Raw genomic sequence first — 15,901 nt, 5'->3', positions numbered from 1 at the left:
CCCCACCCGTCTTTCCCACGACGGGATCTTCCTTCGTAGGGGCCCCAAAGAAACCACTCCACCCCATCGAGCAGACAGCCCCAGCCAGCCACCCAGGGAACCCGGAGAGCAGACAGCAAGCAACCAGCCACCCAACAGCCAGCCGTCAGCGATCTGTCGCTACCGTGCGCTAGAGAGTCCCCGTGGAAGGAAACGACGTGACTGAGATCGGTCAGCTCAAGGTCGGCGTGCTCGGCGGGACCGGCCCCCAAGGTCGTGGTCTGGCGCTGCGCTGGGCCAAGGCAGGTATCCCCGTGGTCCTGGGCTCCCGCTCCGCCGAGCGAGCCGAGGCGGCGGCGGAAGAACTCCGCAAGGCCGCCGACAGCGCAACCGTCACCGGATTGGACAACGCGGCTTGCGCGGCCGACGCCGACGTCGTGCTCGTGGCCGTCCCCTGGGAAGGCCATCGCGAGCTCCTGGAGTCCCTGCGCGACGAACTCGCCGGAAAGATCGTCATCGACTGCGTCAACCCCCTGGGCTTCGACAAGCAGGGCCCCTACGCCCTCCCGGTCGAAGAAGGCAGCGCGGCGCAACAGGCTGAGCGCCTGTTGCCGGACTCCCGGGTCACCGCCGCCTTCCACCATGTGTCCGCAGTGCTGCTGAGCGACCCCGAAGTGTCCGAAGTGGACACGGATGTGCTCGTTCTCGGCGACGACCGGGAGGCCACCGATCTCGTGCGCGCGCTCGCCGACGCCATTCCCGGGATGCGCGGTGTCTACGGAGGCCGGTTGCGCAACGCCCACCAAGTCGAGGCGTTCACCGCCAATCTGATCGCGATCAACAAGCGGTACAAGGCGCACGCCGGAATCCGCGTCACCGACGTCTGATGCTGGTCGACGATCTCGGCGAGCCGGTCCCGGTGACCGGCTCGCCGGGCCGCGTGGTGAGCCTGGTGCCGTCGCTGACCGACGCCGTGGAGACCACCGCGCCCGGATTGCTGGTGGGCGCGACGGATTACTGCACCCATCCGTCCACTTTGGACGTGCCAAGGGTCGGCGGATCGAAGTACCCGACAGTCGAGGCCATACTGGACCTCCGGCCGGATCTCGTGATCGCCAACGCCGAGGAGAACCGGCCACAAGACGTGGAACGGCTGCGCGCCAACGGGATTCCGGTCTGGGTGACCGACGCCCCGGCGAGCGTGCCCGCCGGTCTGGCGTCCACCCGCAGGCTGCTCACCCAGGGCCTCGGGTTGGCCGAGCCGGACTGGCTGGTCGCCGCCGAGGACGCCTGGCACGAGACGCTTCCCGTGCGCGCCACCGCGATCATCCCGGTGTGGCGCAAACCGTGGGTCGTCATCGGCCGCGACACCTTCGCGGGCGATCTGCTGCGCAGGCTTGGTGTGGCCAACGCCTACGCCGACCACCCCGACCGCTACCCGCGGCCACCGCTGGCCGAGCTGAACGCGGCGCGCGCGAACCTGGTGGTGCTGCCGGACGAGCCGTACGCGTTCACCGCGGCCGATGGCCCGGAAGCCTTCCCCGACAAGCGGTTCGCGCTGGTCAACGGACGCTACCTCACCTGGTACGGGCCGTCGCTCGTCCCCGCGCGCGCCGAGCTCGACGCCGCAGTCACCGCGGCGCTCACCTGAACTCGTCGGTCGCGTCCCGCAGGGCTTCGAGGACGCCCGGGTCGGACGCGGCGTGCCCGGCGGGCAGGATCGTCAGCCGGGCGTCCGGCCACACCTGGCTCAGCTCCCACGCGGTGACCGGCGGGCACACCACGTCGTAGCGGCCTTGGACGATGCGGCCCGGGATGCCCGCGAGCGTGCCCGCGTCCCGGATGAGCTGGTCTTCGGCGAGCCAGCCGAGATTGGTGAAGTAGTGCAGCGCGATCCGGGCGAACGGCACCGCGAAGGCGGGCGCGGCGTACTGGGCGAGCAGCGCGGGGTTGGGCAGCAGGGACACCGCGGCGCCCTCCCAGTTGCTCCACGCGCTGGCCGCGGCGGCGCGGAGGTCCGGGTCGGGGCTGGTGATCATGTCCTGGTAGGCGGCCAGCGGGTCGCGTCCCTCGGGCACCAGCGCGCGGAACTTCGCCCACGCCTCCGGGAACAGCGCGCCAGCGCCGCCCCGGTACAGCCAGTCCAACTCCTTGGCGCGCAACAGGAACACGCCGCGCAGGATGATCTCGGTGACCCGCTCGGGATGGGTCTGCGCGTACGCGACGGCGAGGGTCGCGCCCCAGGAACCACCGAACAGCTGCCACTTGTCGATGCACAAGTGCTCCCGCAGCCGTTCGAGGTCGGCGACCAGGTGCCAGGTCGTGTTCGCCGTCAGATCCGCCCCGGGCGCGCTCACGTGCGGCGTGCTGCGGCCCGCGCCCCGCTGGTCGAACAGCACGATCCGGTACGCGGCCGGGTCGAAGTGCCTGCGCTGCACCGGAGTGGACCCGGCTCCCGGGCCGCCGTGCAGCACCACGACCGGCTTCCCGGCCGGATTCCCGCTGACTTCCCAGTACATCCGCTGCCCGTCGCCGACGTCGAGCATCCCGCGGTCATACGCCTCGATCGGCGGGTAGAGGGCGCGCATGGCCCCCATGCTGCCCTATGCCGAGCCCGGAGCCGAGGTCGCGAGCCAGGTTCGCAGGCGATCGGTGATCTCGGCGGCGATGGCGGGCCGGGTGGCGGGCTCGTCCTCGTAGCGGACGCGCAAGGCGCGCATCGCGTCGAGGAGGTCGCGTTCCTCCCGCGGCTCGTAGTGGCCGACGGCGGCGATGAGGGACGTGGCGTGGTACGGGCTGACGACGCCGTCCAGGCAGGAACCGGCGGCGTTGAAGCAGGCCATCGGGAAGTACGCGCCGTCGCGGCCCACCAAGGCGCGGGGCGGGACCCGCGACAGCACGGGCCCGGCGACCTCGTCGTCGCGGGTGGCGTGCCGTCGCGGGTCCCTGGCCTGCTCGGCCAACGGTTCCCGCAACGCGGTCACACAGGCGAGACTGGCGTTCTCCAGCTTGCTCCCGGTGCGCCGCTGGGCGGGGTCGTCCCAGTGCGCCAACACTTTCCGGTAAGTCTCGATGACGGCGCTGGCGCCTTCGCCGCCGTAGCCCAGCAGGGCGCAGCCGTGGACGAACTCGGTCAGCGCGCGGCGCAGGGCCAGTTCCGGGTGCGCCCGCGCGTGCTCGTCGCCGTCCTCATGGAGTTGCCTGATCCGTTGCGCTACTCCCGGTGGTCGCATGCGAACCAGGGTAGGTGAGCCGCCAGGGGCCGCGCTGGTTCGCGCGGTCGGTCGCGGCGGGCTGCCAGTAGGCGCATTCGGTCCAGTCGTTGTTCGGTTCGGTGTAGATGGTGGCGATGTCGCTGTTGGCGTCGTTGACCACCACGTTGCCCCGGCGTTCGGTGCCCCGGTATTGCAGGATGTAGCGGGTGTTTCCCGGGTCGCCCGGACGCGGGAAGCCGTAGCTGACGACCCGGTCGGCGCAGCGCATGAAGTCGTTGACGTTCACGAACGGGTCGTGCGGCCCGGACGGGCGCGGGTCGAGCATCATGTGCCGCAGCGAGCTGCACCGCCACTGGCGGGTCTCCCCCGTGCTGACGTTGATCCAGCCCATCAGCAGGAACTGCTCGTCCACGGCGTAGGCCATGCAGTCGTCCATCCGGGCGTCGAGCTTGGCCGGGTCGAAGTCGAAACCCGGGGCCGGGTCCGCGGCCGCGGCCGGGCCGGTGGTGACCGCCAGGGCCGCGACAGCGGCTCCGGCGGCGATGCGAGTGACGGCGCGACGCATTGAGTCCCCCTTGTCTGCGTGCTTGCACGAGTGGCGAAGCCCCCTTCGCCACACCTGGGGGTAGACGGAGACAGCACGCCGCACGCATACCAAGGTCAAGTTCACTCGCCCGGCCCACGCGCACCGACGGGGCGCGACGCGGTCGGCCGTGGAATCGCCGACCGCGTCGCGGGTCCGGTCAGTGGAAAGCGTGCTCGGGAGCGGGGAACTCGCGCCCGCGGACGTCGGCGGCGAACTGCTCCGCCGCGCCCAGCAGCACGCCCGCCATATCGGCGTAGCGCTTGACGAACCGGGGCGCCTTCGCCCGGCGCAGCCCCGCCATGTCCTGCCACACCAGGACCTGCGCGTCGCAGTCGGGCCCGGCGCCGATCCCCACGGTCGGCACCCGAAGCTCATGGGTGACCCGCTTGGCGACCTCGGCGGGCACCATCTCCATGACCACCGCGAACGCCCCGGCCTCCTGCAGGGCCAGCGCGTCGGCGACCACGGTGTCCCCCGCCTCGCCGCGCCCCTGGACGCGGTAGCCGCCGAGGTTGTGCTCGCTCTGCGGGGTGAACCCGATATGCCCCATCACCGGGACACCCGCGTTGGTGATCGCCTGGACGTGCGGCGCGAACGCCTTGCCGCCCTCCAGCTTCACCGCGTGCGCGCGCCCTTCCTTCATGAACCGCACCGCCGTGGCCACGGCCTGCTCCGGCGACACCTGGTACGACCCGAACGGCAGGTCGGCGACGACAAGCGCCCGCCGGGCGGCCCGGGTGACCGAGCGGACCAGCGGGATCAGCTCGTCCACCGTGACCGGCAGGGAGGTGTCGTACCCGTAAACGTTGTTGGCGGCGGAGTCCCCGACGAGGAGCACCGGGATGCCCGCCTCGTCGAACAGCTCGGCCGTGTACATGTCGTAGGCGGTGAGCATGGGCCACGGCTCGCCCCGCTCCTTGAGGTCCCGCAGGTGGTGGACGCGTACTCGCTGCACAGGCTTGTCGCCTTGCGCTGCGGCGCCCGTCCCGTAGGGAGCGGTGGTTTCCGGGCTCTGGCCAGCGGAGTTCAGCTCAGCGGACATCGCTGTCTACCGTCCTTCCCTCGAAGCCCGCGTCATCGCGGGTCCCCGGGTTCTACGCGGATGGCTTACCTCGAAAGCGTGACACCACCCACCTCCCCCGGCGACCCCCTGCGACCGACTTCACATGCCGGACACCTGCGTCCGCGCCCCTGATCACCATCCGCGACCAGCCCATCTCCGCCCGTACTGTCCAGAAGTGACAGAAACGGCGGGCGATCACATGACGATAAGCTTGCGTGCACATGAATTCGGGGATCACGTCCGGTCACCTGCGGGTCACCTTGGCCGACCGCGTGGCCACGCGCCTCTACACGGAAGTGACGTCCCGCCCGATGCTCCGCCCAGCCCGAGACACGGCAAGCCTGCTGGCGGCGGCCGTCGCCGCGATGGTTCACCTGCTCGCCTTCGGCCTCGCCGCGATGGGCGTGCTGCTCGTGGTGCTGGCGGGCCCCGCGCTGGTCCCCGTCGTGCTGGGCGCGGTCCTGGTCGGCCTGGCCGTCCTGCTGCGCCCCCGCCCGCGCAGGCTCCCCCGGCACGCGACCGTGATAGACCGCGCGGCGGCTCCCACCCTGCACGCCCTGGTCGACCGGGTGACCGACAGCCTCAACGCCGAACCGGTCTGGCGACTGGCCCTCACCCCCGACCACAACACGGTCTACGACACCGTCGGCCTCCTGCGACGCCCCGTGCTCGTGATCGGCTATCCCCTGTGGACCGCTCTGGAACCGCAGGAACGGGTGGCCCTGCTCGGCCACGAGCTGGGCCACAGCGTCACCGGCGACCCCCGGCGCACCCTGGTCATCGGGTCGTCCCTGCACACCCTCACCGAACTGCACCGGACGACGCAGGTCCGCGCTCCCCTGGCGGTCCGAGTCGCCTTGAGCGCGCTCTCCCTGCCGGTCCGGGCCCTCCTGGCGGCCCAAAACCGCCTGCTGACCTCGTCGGACCACCGCGCCGAATACTTCGCCGACCACCTGTCAGCGCGGCTCGCGGGCCCCGACGCGACTTGCTCGGCGCTGGAAAAACAAGCCCAGAACCCTCGCACGGACACACCACACCCGGCCACGCCCCTCCGCATCGCGGCCCTGCGCACCCGCGACTACGGCGGCCCGGCGGTGATCTGCGGCAAGGGCGAGTCCGACCTGATCGACACCGAACTAACCCCCTTCACCCAGAGCTAGGGCCCTAGTCGGGGTCGTCCTCACGCCAGGCCCGATCGGCCTCGTCAGCGGCCTGCGTCCGCTCCCGGGCGATCTCCAACGCCCGCTCGGCGGACGCCCGGTCCGGATAAGGCCCGAGCCGGTCTATCCCGCGCGCCAGCGCCCCATGCTCGACCTCACCCGTGCGCGTGTTGTAGTACCACCCGACATCCGGATCATCACTCACGACTACCCCCAGGTAGGAGCAGGAAATCCGCGCGGCGGCGTGTCCTGGTTGGCGTTCATGTGCTGGCTGGGAATCGGGTCGAGGCAGGAGACGAAGACCTCATGCCGCTCCGGGTCCTCGATGCGCCGCCCGTTGCGCTCCCGGTAAACCAGCTCCCCGTCGGCGTCGATCTCCACGAAGCACCCGACCTCGGCCAACTGGTCCTCGTCCAGGTCCACCAGGCGCTCCTTGCGCGACGGAACCACCCGGTACTCCGGCCAGTTCAAATGCGCGTACACCTGGTGGAACTCGTGCAGCAGGTGCGTCATCTGCTGCTGCCACGGCAACGGCATGGCCTCGGCCAGCGACCGGGGCAGCACCACATACCCCTCGCTGACGCCGGGTCGCGGCGCGCGCAGGAAGTCGGTGATCGGCGTGCTGGACGCGGGCGGGCCTGCGTGGCGCGGGATGGGCCCCGGGCTGTACATGTTCATGATCTGCCCTTTCTCATCAGACCCCGGGTCGCACGGCCTGATTCATCAGTTCGCCTTCGGTCCAGCGGACCGGCCGGATGTGCACCGGCACGCCGTCCTGCTGCGCTTCCACGATCTTCCCGTCGCCGAGGTACATGGCCACGTGGTGGATCGTGCGCGGGTCGGACTCGTCGTAGGCCCAGAACAGCAGGTCGCCGGGCTGCGCCTGCTCGACCGGCAGCAGGGCGCCCGCCCGGAACTGCTCCCGGGAGGTGCGCGGCAGGGTGATACCGGAGGAACGGTACGCCTGCAGCATCAGGCTTGAGCAGTCGAAGGAGTTCTGGTGGGTGGTCAGCGCGCCCCACTGGTAGGGCTTGCCCTGCTGGCCAAGGGCCCAGCGGATGGCGTCGCCCGCGGCGGGGGTGGGGGCGGGCAGCAGGTTGCCGACGCCCTGGCCGCAGCCGGTGGCGTTGGGGACCTGGCCGAGGTCGCCGATCAGGTGGGCCGCCATCGCCTCCCAGCGGTGGTAGCGGTCGGGGAACGCGGAGCGCTCGACGTCCTGGGCGGACTCGCCGGGGCGCTGCGACTCCCAGTCGGGGACGTCGAGCAGCACGTCGTAGAACTTGTTGACCGCGTACTCCGGGTTGGTGACCTCCGCCGGGGAGCCCCAGCCCATGGACGGGCGCATCTGGAAGATGCCCAGCGAGTCGCGGTCGCCGTAGTTGAGGCTGCGCAGGCCGGACTCGGTCATGCCAGCCTGGATGGCGACCTGCCAGGCGCGCGGGGACAGGTTGCGCTGCTTGCCGATGCCGATGATCAGCGCGACCGTGCCGCGCTGCTCGGCGGTGAGCCGGGCCGCGTCGCCAGCGCCGGAGCCAGCCGGGCCGGTGCTGGCCGGGCCGAGGGTCGCGTTGCACGAGGCCAGCCGCACCTGGCGGGCCTGCGCGGCCTGCTCGTTCTGCACGACGGAGGTGAGCGCTCCGGTGCCGATGACAGCCGTCAGCGCGGCGACCGCGACCGTGCCGATGATCACCGCCGACTTCATCGGCCCTCCACCTGCTCGTAGTTCGCCACGCGCCACCCGTCGTCGGTCCTGATCGCGATGACCCGGATGGTTCCCCCGTCGGTGGGCACCTCGGCCTCGACGGACTTCTCGAACGAGGTGATGGCCCGGATGTCGCCGGTCAGCCGGGTGCTGCGGATGTTGGCTGGCTCGACCGAGGCCATGATCGCCATGTACTCGCGGGTGGTGAACGGGCGCAGCCGCTCCAGCCACTCCTGCGCGCTGAGGCCGTCCGGGTGGTCGACCCACCGCTGCGCCCAGTCGCGCACCGTGTTCAGCGCGTCAGGGGCGGGCGGGACGGTGCTGGTGGGGCGGGGCGTCGAGGTGAGCCGGTTGGGCAGGGAGGACGTCGGGAGGTTGTTGCCGCCTGGCCCGGCGTCCGGGCGCTGGCCGGGTCGGGCGGTGGTCGTCGCCGCGGCCGAGCTCGAACCGCCGGTCGCGGTCTGGCCGCCGTTCTTGCCGACGACCTTGGGGATGACGATCCCGGCCCCGGTGAGCAGCAGCGCCACCACGAACGCCGCCACCGCGAGGTGCCGGGGCGAGCGCAGCGGCCAGCCCCACAGCTTGCGGTAGACCGCGGCGCGGCCGCGGTTGGTGCGGATCGGCACGGGTCACCTCACCACGGCGTCGGTCTCGCGGGGGCCGTCGTTGAGCGGCATCCGGCGCGGCGGGGTGTTGTCGGCGACCTCAAGGCCGCGGGAGGGCCGGTAGACGACGTGGACCGGGCGGCCCGCGACCATCTCCACGTCCGCGACCCTCGGCGTCGGGCTGGGCTGGGCCTCGACCGGCGCGTCGAAGTCGCCGCGCCTGCTGGGCACCATCGACGGGATGACCACGGCGTCCTCACCGCGGTCCCAGCCCCGGTCGGCGACCGGCACGGTGTCCACGAGCCTGCTGGTCGGCTTGCCGCTGCCGCCGCCGATGGCGATCCGCGCGGGACCGCCGCGGCCGGGGCCGCCGGTGTCGGGCAGCACCAGTTCGCCGTCGACGCCCGGTTTGCTCGCCTCGATGCCCGGCCGGGACCCGCCGATGGCCGCCTGCCTGCGGGTGTCCATCCGCTCCGCGACCACCGTCACCGGGTTGCTGGCCTCCGGGCGCGGCCTGCGACCGCCGCCGCTGGGGACCAGCGCGCCGGTCTCGGCCGCCTCGCCCTCGCGGACGGTCTCCCAGAAGTCGTCCTGCGGGGTCGGGCCGTCGTGCTTGCCCCGGCGGAACCGGGAGAAGATCCCCGCGCCCGCCCCCGGCATGGATGCGCCCGCCGCGCCCACGGACAGCTCCAGCATCTGCCACATGCGCCGCATCGGGCGGCCCACCAGGAAGAACACCAGCGTCACGATCGCCGCGAGCAGCATCTGGGTCAGCAGCGAGAGCCGCGCCTCCGGGGAGAAGATCAGCTCAAGGAACTTGAAGTGGATGCCCGCGAGCATCGCCAGGACCAGCACGTTGAGCACGACCGCGCCGACCGCGCGGCCCACCTTGCGCAGGATGTCGTGGTGGACCAGCGCGACCAGGCCGATCACCGGGGCGGTCAGCGCGAGGATGCGCAGCAGCAGCTGCGCCAGCAGCACGGCGAGCTTGGCGAACAGCTGGAACATCGAGTAGACGATCGACTGGAACAGCGCGAGGATGCCCGCCCCGGTCCGCGACCCGTCGGTGCCCTTGAAGTACCCCGTCGCCGGGCCGAGCTGGGTGGCGATGGTCTTGTACTCGTTCTTCTTCGCCTGCTCGGCCGCGTTGTCCGCGTCCCGGCCGGACTCCACGTCATCGATGGTCCACGCCTGCGCGTCGAGCAGCCTGCGGGCGAACTCCTTGGCCTGGGGGGTGTCCGGCGCGCCGAACTCGCCGCGCTGCCAGTTCTCGTAGACGATCTTCTGGTGCAGGCTCAGCGGCAGGATGTGCTGCGCGGCGACGTCGGCGTCCTCCGGGTCCACGAACCCGGCCTGGATGCCGGTGGTGACCCGCTCGATCGTGTCATCGATGCGGTCGTAGTTGCTGACCAGCACCGCCGATGAGGCCGCGAGCCACATGCCCGCGAGGGCGAACAGGGTGCGCTTGCTGACCGTGGCCAGGTCGCCCTGCCAGATTTGGCGGAACATCAGGATGGCGAGCACCAGCATCGCCAGGCTGAACAGCTGGGTGTAGATGTTGTCGAAGATCGCCTCAGCGGCCTTGCCGATCTGCGCGTTGAGCCCGCCGAGCACGCCGCCGTCGAACAGCGTGTAGTGCAGGGAGTTGGTGGCGCCGACGATGTTCTTGGCGACATTGAACAGCTCGTTGCCCGCCCAGTTGTCGATCGTGGCGCCCGGGTCGGTCACCCCGGAGGGGACCAGGCCGCCGCACGACTCGTCGTAGACGTGCCAGACCATGCCCGCGTAGCTGTAGACCTTGTACGGGCTGTCGGCCTCGCCGCCGCGACCCTGCGGCGGGTCGAGCGCGCCGACCATGCCCGAGCCGGGGCGCTCCGGGTTGGGGACGCAACTGTTGGCGTCCTGCGCCATCGCCGGGCTGCCCAGGACGCCCTGGAACGCCAGGATGCCGACCACGGCGAGCATCGCGTACCGCCTGCTCGGCGCGCCAGCGGGCACGCCGAGCCGCTTGCGCCGCCGGGCCCACATGAGCAGCGCGGCGAAGGCCACCACCAGGAACGTGATCATTTGACGTCCACCAACCTCGCCGCACTCGGGTCACCGGGCACTAGCTCGATCAACTTGGCCTTGATCATCGCGGCCTTCGGCAAGGTAGCCAAGAGGACGGATGTCACGACAGGGCTGACCGTGTCGTTCATGCCGCGTCCTCACGGCCGCGTTTCTTCTCCGGGTCCTGGCCGCCCTCCACCTGCGCGCGCTCGTCGCTTTGGAGGTCGTCACCGTGGGGGTCGTCGCCGGGGGCGTCGTCGCCGATGAAGTCGTCTTCGGTGAGGCCGAGCTCGAACTCGGCCGCGCGTTCAAACTCCTCGTCGCTGGGCATGGCGGAACCGCCAGCGGGCACGAAGTCGTGCTCGCTCTTGGGGGTCGGGGCAGGCGCGGCGGGCTCGGTGGAGTCGGGCAGCAGCCTGCGGGCGCCTTCGCGCTGGGCGTCCGGGGTGGTGTCCATGACCGCGCGCAGGTGGTCGAGGTGGGCGCCGGACAGGTCGATGCGGATGCGCTCGACGCCGCCCGCGCCGTCGCCGAAGATGAACTGGCGGGGGGCGGTGTCGCGTTCGACCAGGCCGCGCTGGACGCCGGGGCGGCGGCCGAGGCTGGCCACGACCTGCTCGTAGCCCGCGCCTACGGGGACCTTGAGCAGGCGCAGCGCGTCGGCCTGAGCCTGATCGTCGTCCAAGCGGCCGATGAAGACCGAGTCGAGCAGGGTGACGAAGCCCTGGATCTTGAGGAAGTCGGCCGGGATCTGCGAGGACAGCAGCACCCGGACGTTCCACTTGCGGGAGTCGCGGGCGAAGCGGTTCATCAGGACGCGGCCGGTCGGGACCTCGGAGAGGAAGAACGCCTCATCGATCCAGACGCCCTTGCGCATGTCCTTGGGCTTCTCGTAGATGGAGCGCTGGGTGAGCCAGGCGGCCAGGTTCAGCATCTCCACGCCGAGCGCCTCGGCGTCGGTCCAGTGCTCGCGGCCGACGCCGTCCTTGGGCAGGGTGAGGCCCGCCATGGTCAGCACGGTCATCCGGTCGTCGCGCTGCTCGTCGTAGGGGTCGGCGCCGCGCTCGGGGATGAGCAGCGACATCCGCTCCTTCATCTCGTCCAGGAAGTCGGCGACGACGACGGCGTGCTCGTGGTGCTCGCTGGCGTCGCGGCGCAGCGCGTCGAACACCAGGCTCGGGTCGGCGTCGGCGCGGCCGCCGACGGTGCGCACGGCGCGCAGCAGCACGATGCGGCTCTGCGGCAGCCGCGCGACCTCATACGGCAGCAGGCCGGAGAGCACGTCGAGCACGAGGCGGCGGCGGGTGGCCGCGGCCAGCGCCTTCTCCCGGCGCCAGGCGCGCTCGGGGTCGTCCTCGTCCAGGAAGTGGTCGATCTTGGGCTCGGCGACCACCCGGTACGGGTTGAGGATGCCCGCCTGCGCGTTGAGCAGGTTGATCGGCCGCGCGTAGGGGCGCAGCTCGGGCAGGTCGCACAGCCGGGCCAGCGGGCCGGACGGGTCGAGGATCGTCCAGTGCGCCCCGGCGCGCAGCGTCTTGTAGACGATGCCGCCGCCGAGGAAGGACTTGCCGCCACCGAGCCCGGCGACCATGGCGGTCAAACCGGACGCGTCGCGGATCTCCTGGGCCATCCACGGGTCCCAGGCGACCGGGCGCCGGGTCGCGGTCACGGTCTCGCCGAGCAGGATGCCGCGCCGGTCGCCGACCTCGGCGGTGGCCGTGGGGACCGCGGAGGCGGCCCACACGACCGAGCCGCGGCGCAGGTAGGCGGTGGAGGCCAGCGGCTCGCCGGGGATGAACTCCCGGGCCATGGCGTACTGCGCCTCGGGGTGCTCGATGGCGACCTTCGGCTTGTACAGGTCGAGCAGCTGCTGGGCCAGGCGCAGCGCGTCGCGGTCGGTGGGGCCGGACACCGCCAGCCGCCACCAGGAGCGGACCCGGGTGGCCAGGGCGGTGAAGCCCGAGGTCATCTCGTCATCGATTTCCAGCACCCGGCTCGCCTGCCGGGCCAGCGACTGCGGCGGCTCCAGCTCGTGCTCGTCGGTGTAGTGCTTGACCTGCGAGCGGACCTTGTTCATCTGCCGCGCCAGCTCGCCCTGGACCTCTTCCGGGCGGCGCACGTAGATGCGCGCGGACCACTCGACCGAGGCGGGCAGCCGGTCGGCGCGCTGCACCCACGGGTCATCGATCTCGGGGATCTGCAGGCCGTGCATCATGCCAACGGTCAGCACGCACACGTGCCGGGTGACCCCCGCGTTGGAGCCGGTGCGCCCGCGCACGGTGACCGTGGGGGCATACGGGTCCTGGTGGAAGTCGGCGGCGTCGGTGAAGCTGGCCAGGTCCTCGGGCTCCCAGGCCGCGCCGGGCACCGCGGGCAGGTTGCGCGGCGCGGGCAGGCCAAGCGAGCACGAGCGGTGCATCAGCCAGGACATCTCCTCGGCGGTGGCCGGGCGGCCCTCCAGCCCGGCGGAGCCGATGACCTGGTCGAGGTGCTCGACCTCGCTCTCCATGGCCAGCAGCTCGGCGTCGACCGCGTCCGGGAAGACCTTGCGCAGCAGCGGGGCGGCCCGCTCGACGGCGCGGTCCATCACGTTGCGGGTCTGCACCTGGACGCCGAGGTAGACCTCCTTCTCGGCCATGGAGCGGCCCAGAAGCTGCTGCTGCTCGCCGACGAGGTAATCGTCGAAGCTCAGCGCGCCGGGCACGTCGGGCAGCCGGTTGACGGCGTTGTGCACGTGCGCCTCGGCCCACATGCGGATCGGGTACGGCCGGGTGGTGACCCGCAGGTGCATCCAGCGCCCAGCGAGCTCGGCGTACTGGCCCGCGATGGCCGCGATCAGGTCCTGGCGCTGCGAGTCGGACCGGAACGACCAGCGCTGCGGCGCGAGCCGGTACCAGGCGTAGACGTCCGCGCCGGTGCGCAGCAGGTGCCCGTCGATGCTGCGGGCGGCGATCTCCGGGGTGTAGCTGGGGATGGCCTGCTCGCCAGGCAAGCGCTTGCCCCGTTTGCGCTGCGGCTGGCTGTAGCGGGCGCTGTGTCGCGCGTGCGCCTGGGCCTGCGGGTGTCCCGCCGGGTGCGGCGCGAGCCCTTCCGGCTCGCGCTTACGGCGTCCGAACACCGCTGACCTCCCTGTTTCCCACGTTCCTGTGTCCAGCCCCGTACCCACCGCTCGGCGCTCCGCCGCCCCGCTGCCGCGCGTTTCCGCCGGTTCTGGCCTCGGGCCGTCGGGCGGTGCCCGCCCGGCGCGCTCTGCTGGACGAGCGCGCCTTCTGCGCTCTGCGCTCGATCTTCTCCCGGCGGCGCTGTCCGCGCGGCTTCTTGCGGGGCAGTTCGGCTCGAACCCGCACGTGCGCAGCGCTGACCGCGCCGCCGTTGCCGGTGGACGCCTCACGGGGGGCGGTCAGCTCGCGGACCCACATCGTCAGCACCGCGCCCAGCGGGCGCTCGTGGCTGATCCGCGAGCAGATCAGCATGGTCAGCGCGATGGTGGCGACCATGCCCCAGGCGAACGACCAGAACAGGCCGATGCCCACGTTGCGGAGCACGGTGAGGGCGATCAGGAACACCACGGTGCCCACGCCCCAGGCCACGTACCTGGCCCGCCAGGGGAACGTGGCCTTGGGCGGGCCGAGCCACACGGCGTCGACCCGGTACACCTCGTCGTCGGTGCGTATTCGCACGTCAGTTCACCGGCCTTGTCAGCCGGTGAACAGGCCGGCCAGCCACCGGCCGATGCCCTCGCCTGCGTTGGTCACCGCGAGACCGATGATCCCCAGGGCCACGATCACGCCGCCGAGGCGCCGCATCACGCCCGCGTTGTCGCCCTTGCCGCCGCCGAGCCAGAGCAGCAGCAGCGCGACCACGAGGAGCAGAAGCGGGATGACGTTGTCGAGAATCCAGCCGCGCAGACCAGCGGTGTCCACGTTGGTCGCGGGAGGCTCTTGCTGTTGGGCGAGGTCGATGAGGGCGGCGAGGGTCGGGGTAGTCATGTCGATCTCCCAAGTGCGCGGAGCGGTCGGGGGCGTCGTCGTGCTCCTGCGCGGCAGGTTCGTGCTGTGCGCTGTCGAGTACAGCACGAAAGGCACATGATTGTCATTACGAAACGTAGTTACGACACTGCTGTCCGTACGTCCAACCGAGCCTCCTGCGCGCGTCCGGATGTCATCTGACCACATCCATCATCATCCCCGGGCGGGCGGCCATGCCCCGCGTCGACCAGATTTTCCTCGTCACAGCCATGTTTCACCCGCCCGCGAACCCGATCTTCACAGTCGGTGTGACAAGTCACAGTAAAGTTCCGGGCGCGTCCCGTGCGAAGTTACTCCGATCGGTGTACGGCCAGCCGGGGTCGCTCACAGGGGGCGGGCGAGCCGACCGTAAGCCGGATCCTGTGCCGGGACTCTCGCCCCGGCGGCGACCATCCATCTAGGCCTGCCGTCGCCGACAGGCTCGTGCGGCCTACCCGCAGACTCGGACGGGCAGCCCTCGAACGTCTGCGCAGGAGCCCAGAGGCTCCCTCTTGGCCTTGCTCCGGGTGGGGTTTACCGAGCCACCCCGGTCACCCGGGGTGCTGGTGGTCTCTTACACCACCGTTTCACCCTTACCTGGCTTACCGCCAGGCGGTCTGTTTTCTGTGGCACTGTCCCGCGGGTCGCCCCGGGTTGCCGTTAGCAACCACCCTGCCCTGTGGAGTCCGGACTTTCCTCGCCGGTGGGTCGCACCGGCGCGGCCGCCCTGCCGACTCGCCCGCAGGATCAAGGATACGGGGAGCCTGGTTCGGACCGGCACGTCCCATGGCTTGGACGGCGTTGAGCGGCTGGACCTGGGCTGATCTACTCGCCGGTAGGCGATGGGAGTGGACCGTGGGGATTCTGGTTGTTTCCGGTAGTCCGTCGGCCGAGGCTCGGGCCGGGGTGCTGGTCGAGCATGCCGCTGAGGTTCTGCGCGGGCTGGGGCATGAGGTGACGGTGCTGGCTGTGCGGGACCTGCCGACTGTGGCGCTGCTTGCCGAGGATCTGGGGGATCCGGCGATTCGGGCGGCGGTGGAGGCGGTGGCCGCGGCTGACGGGGTGGTGGTTGCCAGTCCGGTGTATCGGGCTGCCTACAGCGGGCTGGTGAAGTCGCTGCTGGATCTGCTGCCTGCTGGTTCTCTGGCTGGGAAGGCTGTGTTGCCGCTGGCCACTGGGGGGACGCAGGGGCATCTTGTGGCTATTGACTTTGTGTTGCGGCCGTTGTTGACGGCTATGGGGGCTACTCGGGTGTTGCCTGGGCATTTTCTGCTGGATCAGCAGATCGCGCCTCGGGAGGAGGGTGGGGTGGTTCGGCCGTTGGCGGCTGCTGCTCTGGCTGAGGTGTTGGGTGGGTTCTCTGTGGCTGTGCGGCGGGTTGCTGCTCGGCATGCTCGGTTGACTGGGTGATTCGTTGGGGGTCCCGGGCTTTCGTTGGGTTGCGGGGGTTGCTCGATGGGGTGGAGTGGTTTCTCTGGGGCCCCTACGAAGGAAGATCGCCGTGTGAAAGACGGGTGGGAAGCCTTCGGCCTCAC

General features: G+C 71.1%; 16 protein-coding genes, 1 other RNA gene and 1 pseudogene. 4 read left to right on the top strand and 14 right to left on the bottom strand.

Annotated features, from left to right (window positions below; all coding sequences use genetic code 11):
* The first annotated feature begins 197 nt into the window (after positions 1-197).
* Both npdG and ACZ6SD_RS20245 read left to right on the top strand, forming a co-directional pair.
* Positions 198-866 (top strand): NADPH-dependent F420 reductase, encoded by a 669-nt coding sequence (npdG, locus tag ACZ6SD_RS20250; protein WP_465318496.1) that lies wholly within the window; start codon positions 198-200, stop codon positions 864-866.
* The gene (locus ACZ6SD_RS20245; protein ID WP_465318495.1) at positions 866-1,630 is read left to right on the top strand and encodes a helical backbone metal receptor; all 765 of its coding nucleotides are present in this window, start codon (positions 866-868) and stop codon (positions 1,628-1,630) included. The genes npdG and ACZ6SD_RS20245 overlap by 1 nt, the downstream gene beginning before the upstream one ends.
* On the opposite strand, the gene pip is transcribed toward ACZ6SD_RS20245, so the two are convergent.
* The 4 genes from pip to panB all read right to left on the bottom strand — a co-directional run bounded on the left by pip (position 1,623) and on the right by panB (position 4,822).
* Complete coding sequence (pip, locus tag ACZ6SD_RS20240; RefSeq protein ID WP_465318494.1) at positions 1,623-2,567, bottom strand: prolyl aminopeptidase; 945 nt, start codon at positions 2,565-2,567, stop codon at positions 1,623-1,625. The two genes, ACZ6SD_RS20245 and pip, sit on opposite strands and share 8 nt — an antisense overlap.
* Before the next feature lie 15 nt (positions 2,568-2,582).
* Positions 2,583-3,212 (bottom strand): hypothetical protein, encoded by a 630-nt coding sequence (locus ACZ6SD_RS20235; protein WP_465318493.1) that lies wholly within the window; start codon positions 3,210-3,212, stop codon positions 2,583-2,585.
* Positions 3,169-3,759, bottom strand: coding sequence for a hypothetical protein (locus tag ACZ6SD_RS20230; protein WP_465318492.1), 591 nt, complete (start codon positions 3,757-3,759; stop codon positions 3,169-3,171). Before ACZ6SD_RS20230 ends, ACZ6SD_RS20235 begins: the two co-directional genes overlap by 44 nt.
* A gap of 178 nt (positions 3,760-3,937) precedes the next feature.
* Positions 3,938-4,822 (bottom strand): 3-methyl-2-oxobutanoate hydroxymethyltransferase, encoded by an 885-nt coding sequence (gene panB, locus ACZ6SD_RS20225; RefSeq protein ID WP_465318491.1) that lies wholly within the window; start codon positions 4,820-4,822, stop codon positions 3,938-3,940.
* 242 nt (positions 4,823-5,064) lie between these two features.
* Here panB and ACZ6SD_RS20220 point away from each other — a divergent pair, with 242 nt between their 5' ends.
* Complete coding sequence (locus tag ACZ6SD_RS20220) at positions 5,065-6,003, top strand: M48 family metallopeptidase (protein WP_465318490.1); 939 nt, start codon at positions 5,065-5,067, stop codon at positions 6,001-6,003.
* Between the two features lie 4 nt (positions 6,004-6,007).
* Here the strand turns inward: ACZ6SD_RS20220 and ACZ6SD_RS20215 are convergent, their stop codons facing one another.
* The 10 genes and pseudogenes from ACZ6SD_RS20215 to rnpB all read right to left on the bottom strand — a co-directional run bounded on the left by ACZ6SD_RS20215 (position 6,008) and on the right by rnpB (position 15,104).
* Positions 6,008-6,208 carry a hypothetical protein gene (locus ACZ6SD_RS20215; protein WP_465318489.1) on the bottom strand — a complete coding sequence of 67 codons (201 nt, stop codon included), beginning with the start codon at positions 6,206-6,208 and terminating at the stop codon, positions 6,008-6,010.
* A gap of 2 nt (positions 6,209-6,210) precedes the next feature.
* Complete coding sequence (locus tag ACZ6SD_RS20210) at positions 6,211-6,681, bottom strand: hypothetical protein (RefSeq protein WP_465318488.1); 471 nt, start codon at positions 6,679-6,681, stop codon at positions 6,211-6,213.
* A 16-nt stretch (positions 6,682-6,697) separates the two neighbouring features.
* The gene (locus ACZ6SD_RS20205; protein WP_465318487.1) at positions 6,698-7,705 is read right to left on the bottom strand and encodes a C40 family peptidase; all 1,008 of its coding nucleotides are present in this window, start codon (positions 7,703-7,705) and stop codon (positions 6,698-6,700) included.
* On the bottom strand, positions 7,702-8,331 hold the full coding sequence (locus ACZ6SD_RS20200) for a hypothetical protein (RefSeq protein WP_465318486.1): 630 nt from the start codon (positions 8,329-8,331) through the stop codon (positions 7,702-7,704). The genes ACZ6SD_RS20205 and ACZ6SD_RS20200 overlap by 4 nt, the downstream gene beginning before the upstream one ends.
* A 3-nt stretch (positions 8,332-8,334) precedes the next feature.
* On the bottom strand, positions 8,335-10,377 hold the full coding sequence (locus ACZ6SD_RS20195; protein WP_465318484.1) for a magnesium transporter: 2,043 nt from the start codon (positions 10,375-10,377) through the stop codon (positions 8,335-8,337).
* Entirely contained in the window at positions 10,374-10,508 is a 135-nt protein-coding gene (locus ACZ6SD_RS20190; RefSeq protein WP_465318483.1) for a hypothetical protein, read from the bottom strand. Before ACZ6SD_RS20190 ends, ACZ6SD_RS20195 begins: the two co-directional genes overlap by 4 nt.
* Positions 10,505-13,477 carry an ATP-binding protein gene (locus tag ACZ6SD_RS20185; protein ID WP_465318482.1) on the bottom strand — a complete coding sequence of 991 codons (2,973 nt, stop codon included), beginning with the start codon at positions 13,475-13,477 and terminating at the stop codon, positions 10,505-10,507. Before ACZ6SD_RS20185 ends, ACZ6SD_RS20190 begins: the two co-directional genes overlap by 4 nt.
* A gap of 85 nt (positions 13,478-13,562) precedes the next feature.
* A pseudogene (locus ACZ6SD_RS20180) lies at positions 13,563-14,039 on the bottom strand (hypothetical protein); the annotation flags it as partial.
* An 18-nt stretch (positions 14,040-14,057) separates the two neighbouring features.
* Positions 14,058-14,348 (bottom strand): hypothetical protein, encoded by a 291-nt coding sequence (locus ACZ6SD_RS20175; RefSeq protein ID WP_465318481.1) that lies wholly within the window; start codon positions 14,346-14,348, stop codon positions 14,058-14,060.
* A 373-nt stretch (positions 14,349-14,721) separates the two neighbouring features.
* An RNA gene (gene rnpB, locus ACZ6SD_RS20170) (RNase P RNA component class A) lies at positions 14,722-15,104 on the bottom strand.
* A 117-nt stretch (positions 15,105-15,221) separates the two neighbouring features.
* On the opposite strand from rnpB, the gene ssuE reads away from it, so the two are divergent.
* Positions 15,222-15,776: an NADPH-dependent FMN reductase gene (gene ssuE / locus ACZ6SD_RS20165; RefSeq protein WP_465318480.1), complete on the top strand. Its 555-nt coding sequence runs from the start codon at positions 15,222-15,224 to the stop codon at positions 15,774-15,776.
* The last annotated feature ends 125 nt before the right edge of the window (positions 15,777-15,901 follow it).

This window comes from Actinokineospora sp. NPDC051303, from assembly GCF_055586285.1.
The sequence above is the reverse complement of the archived record's forward strand: the minus strand, read 5'-3'. Positions and strand labels throughout refer to the sequence as shown.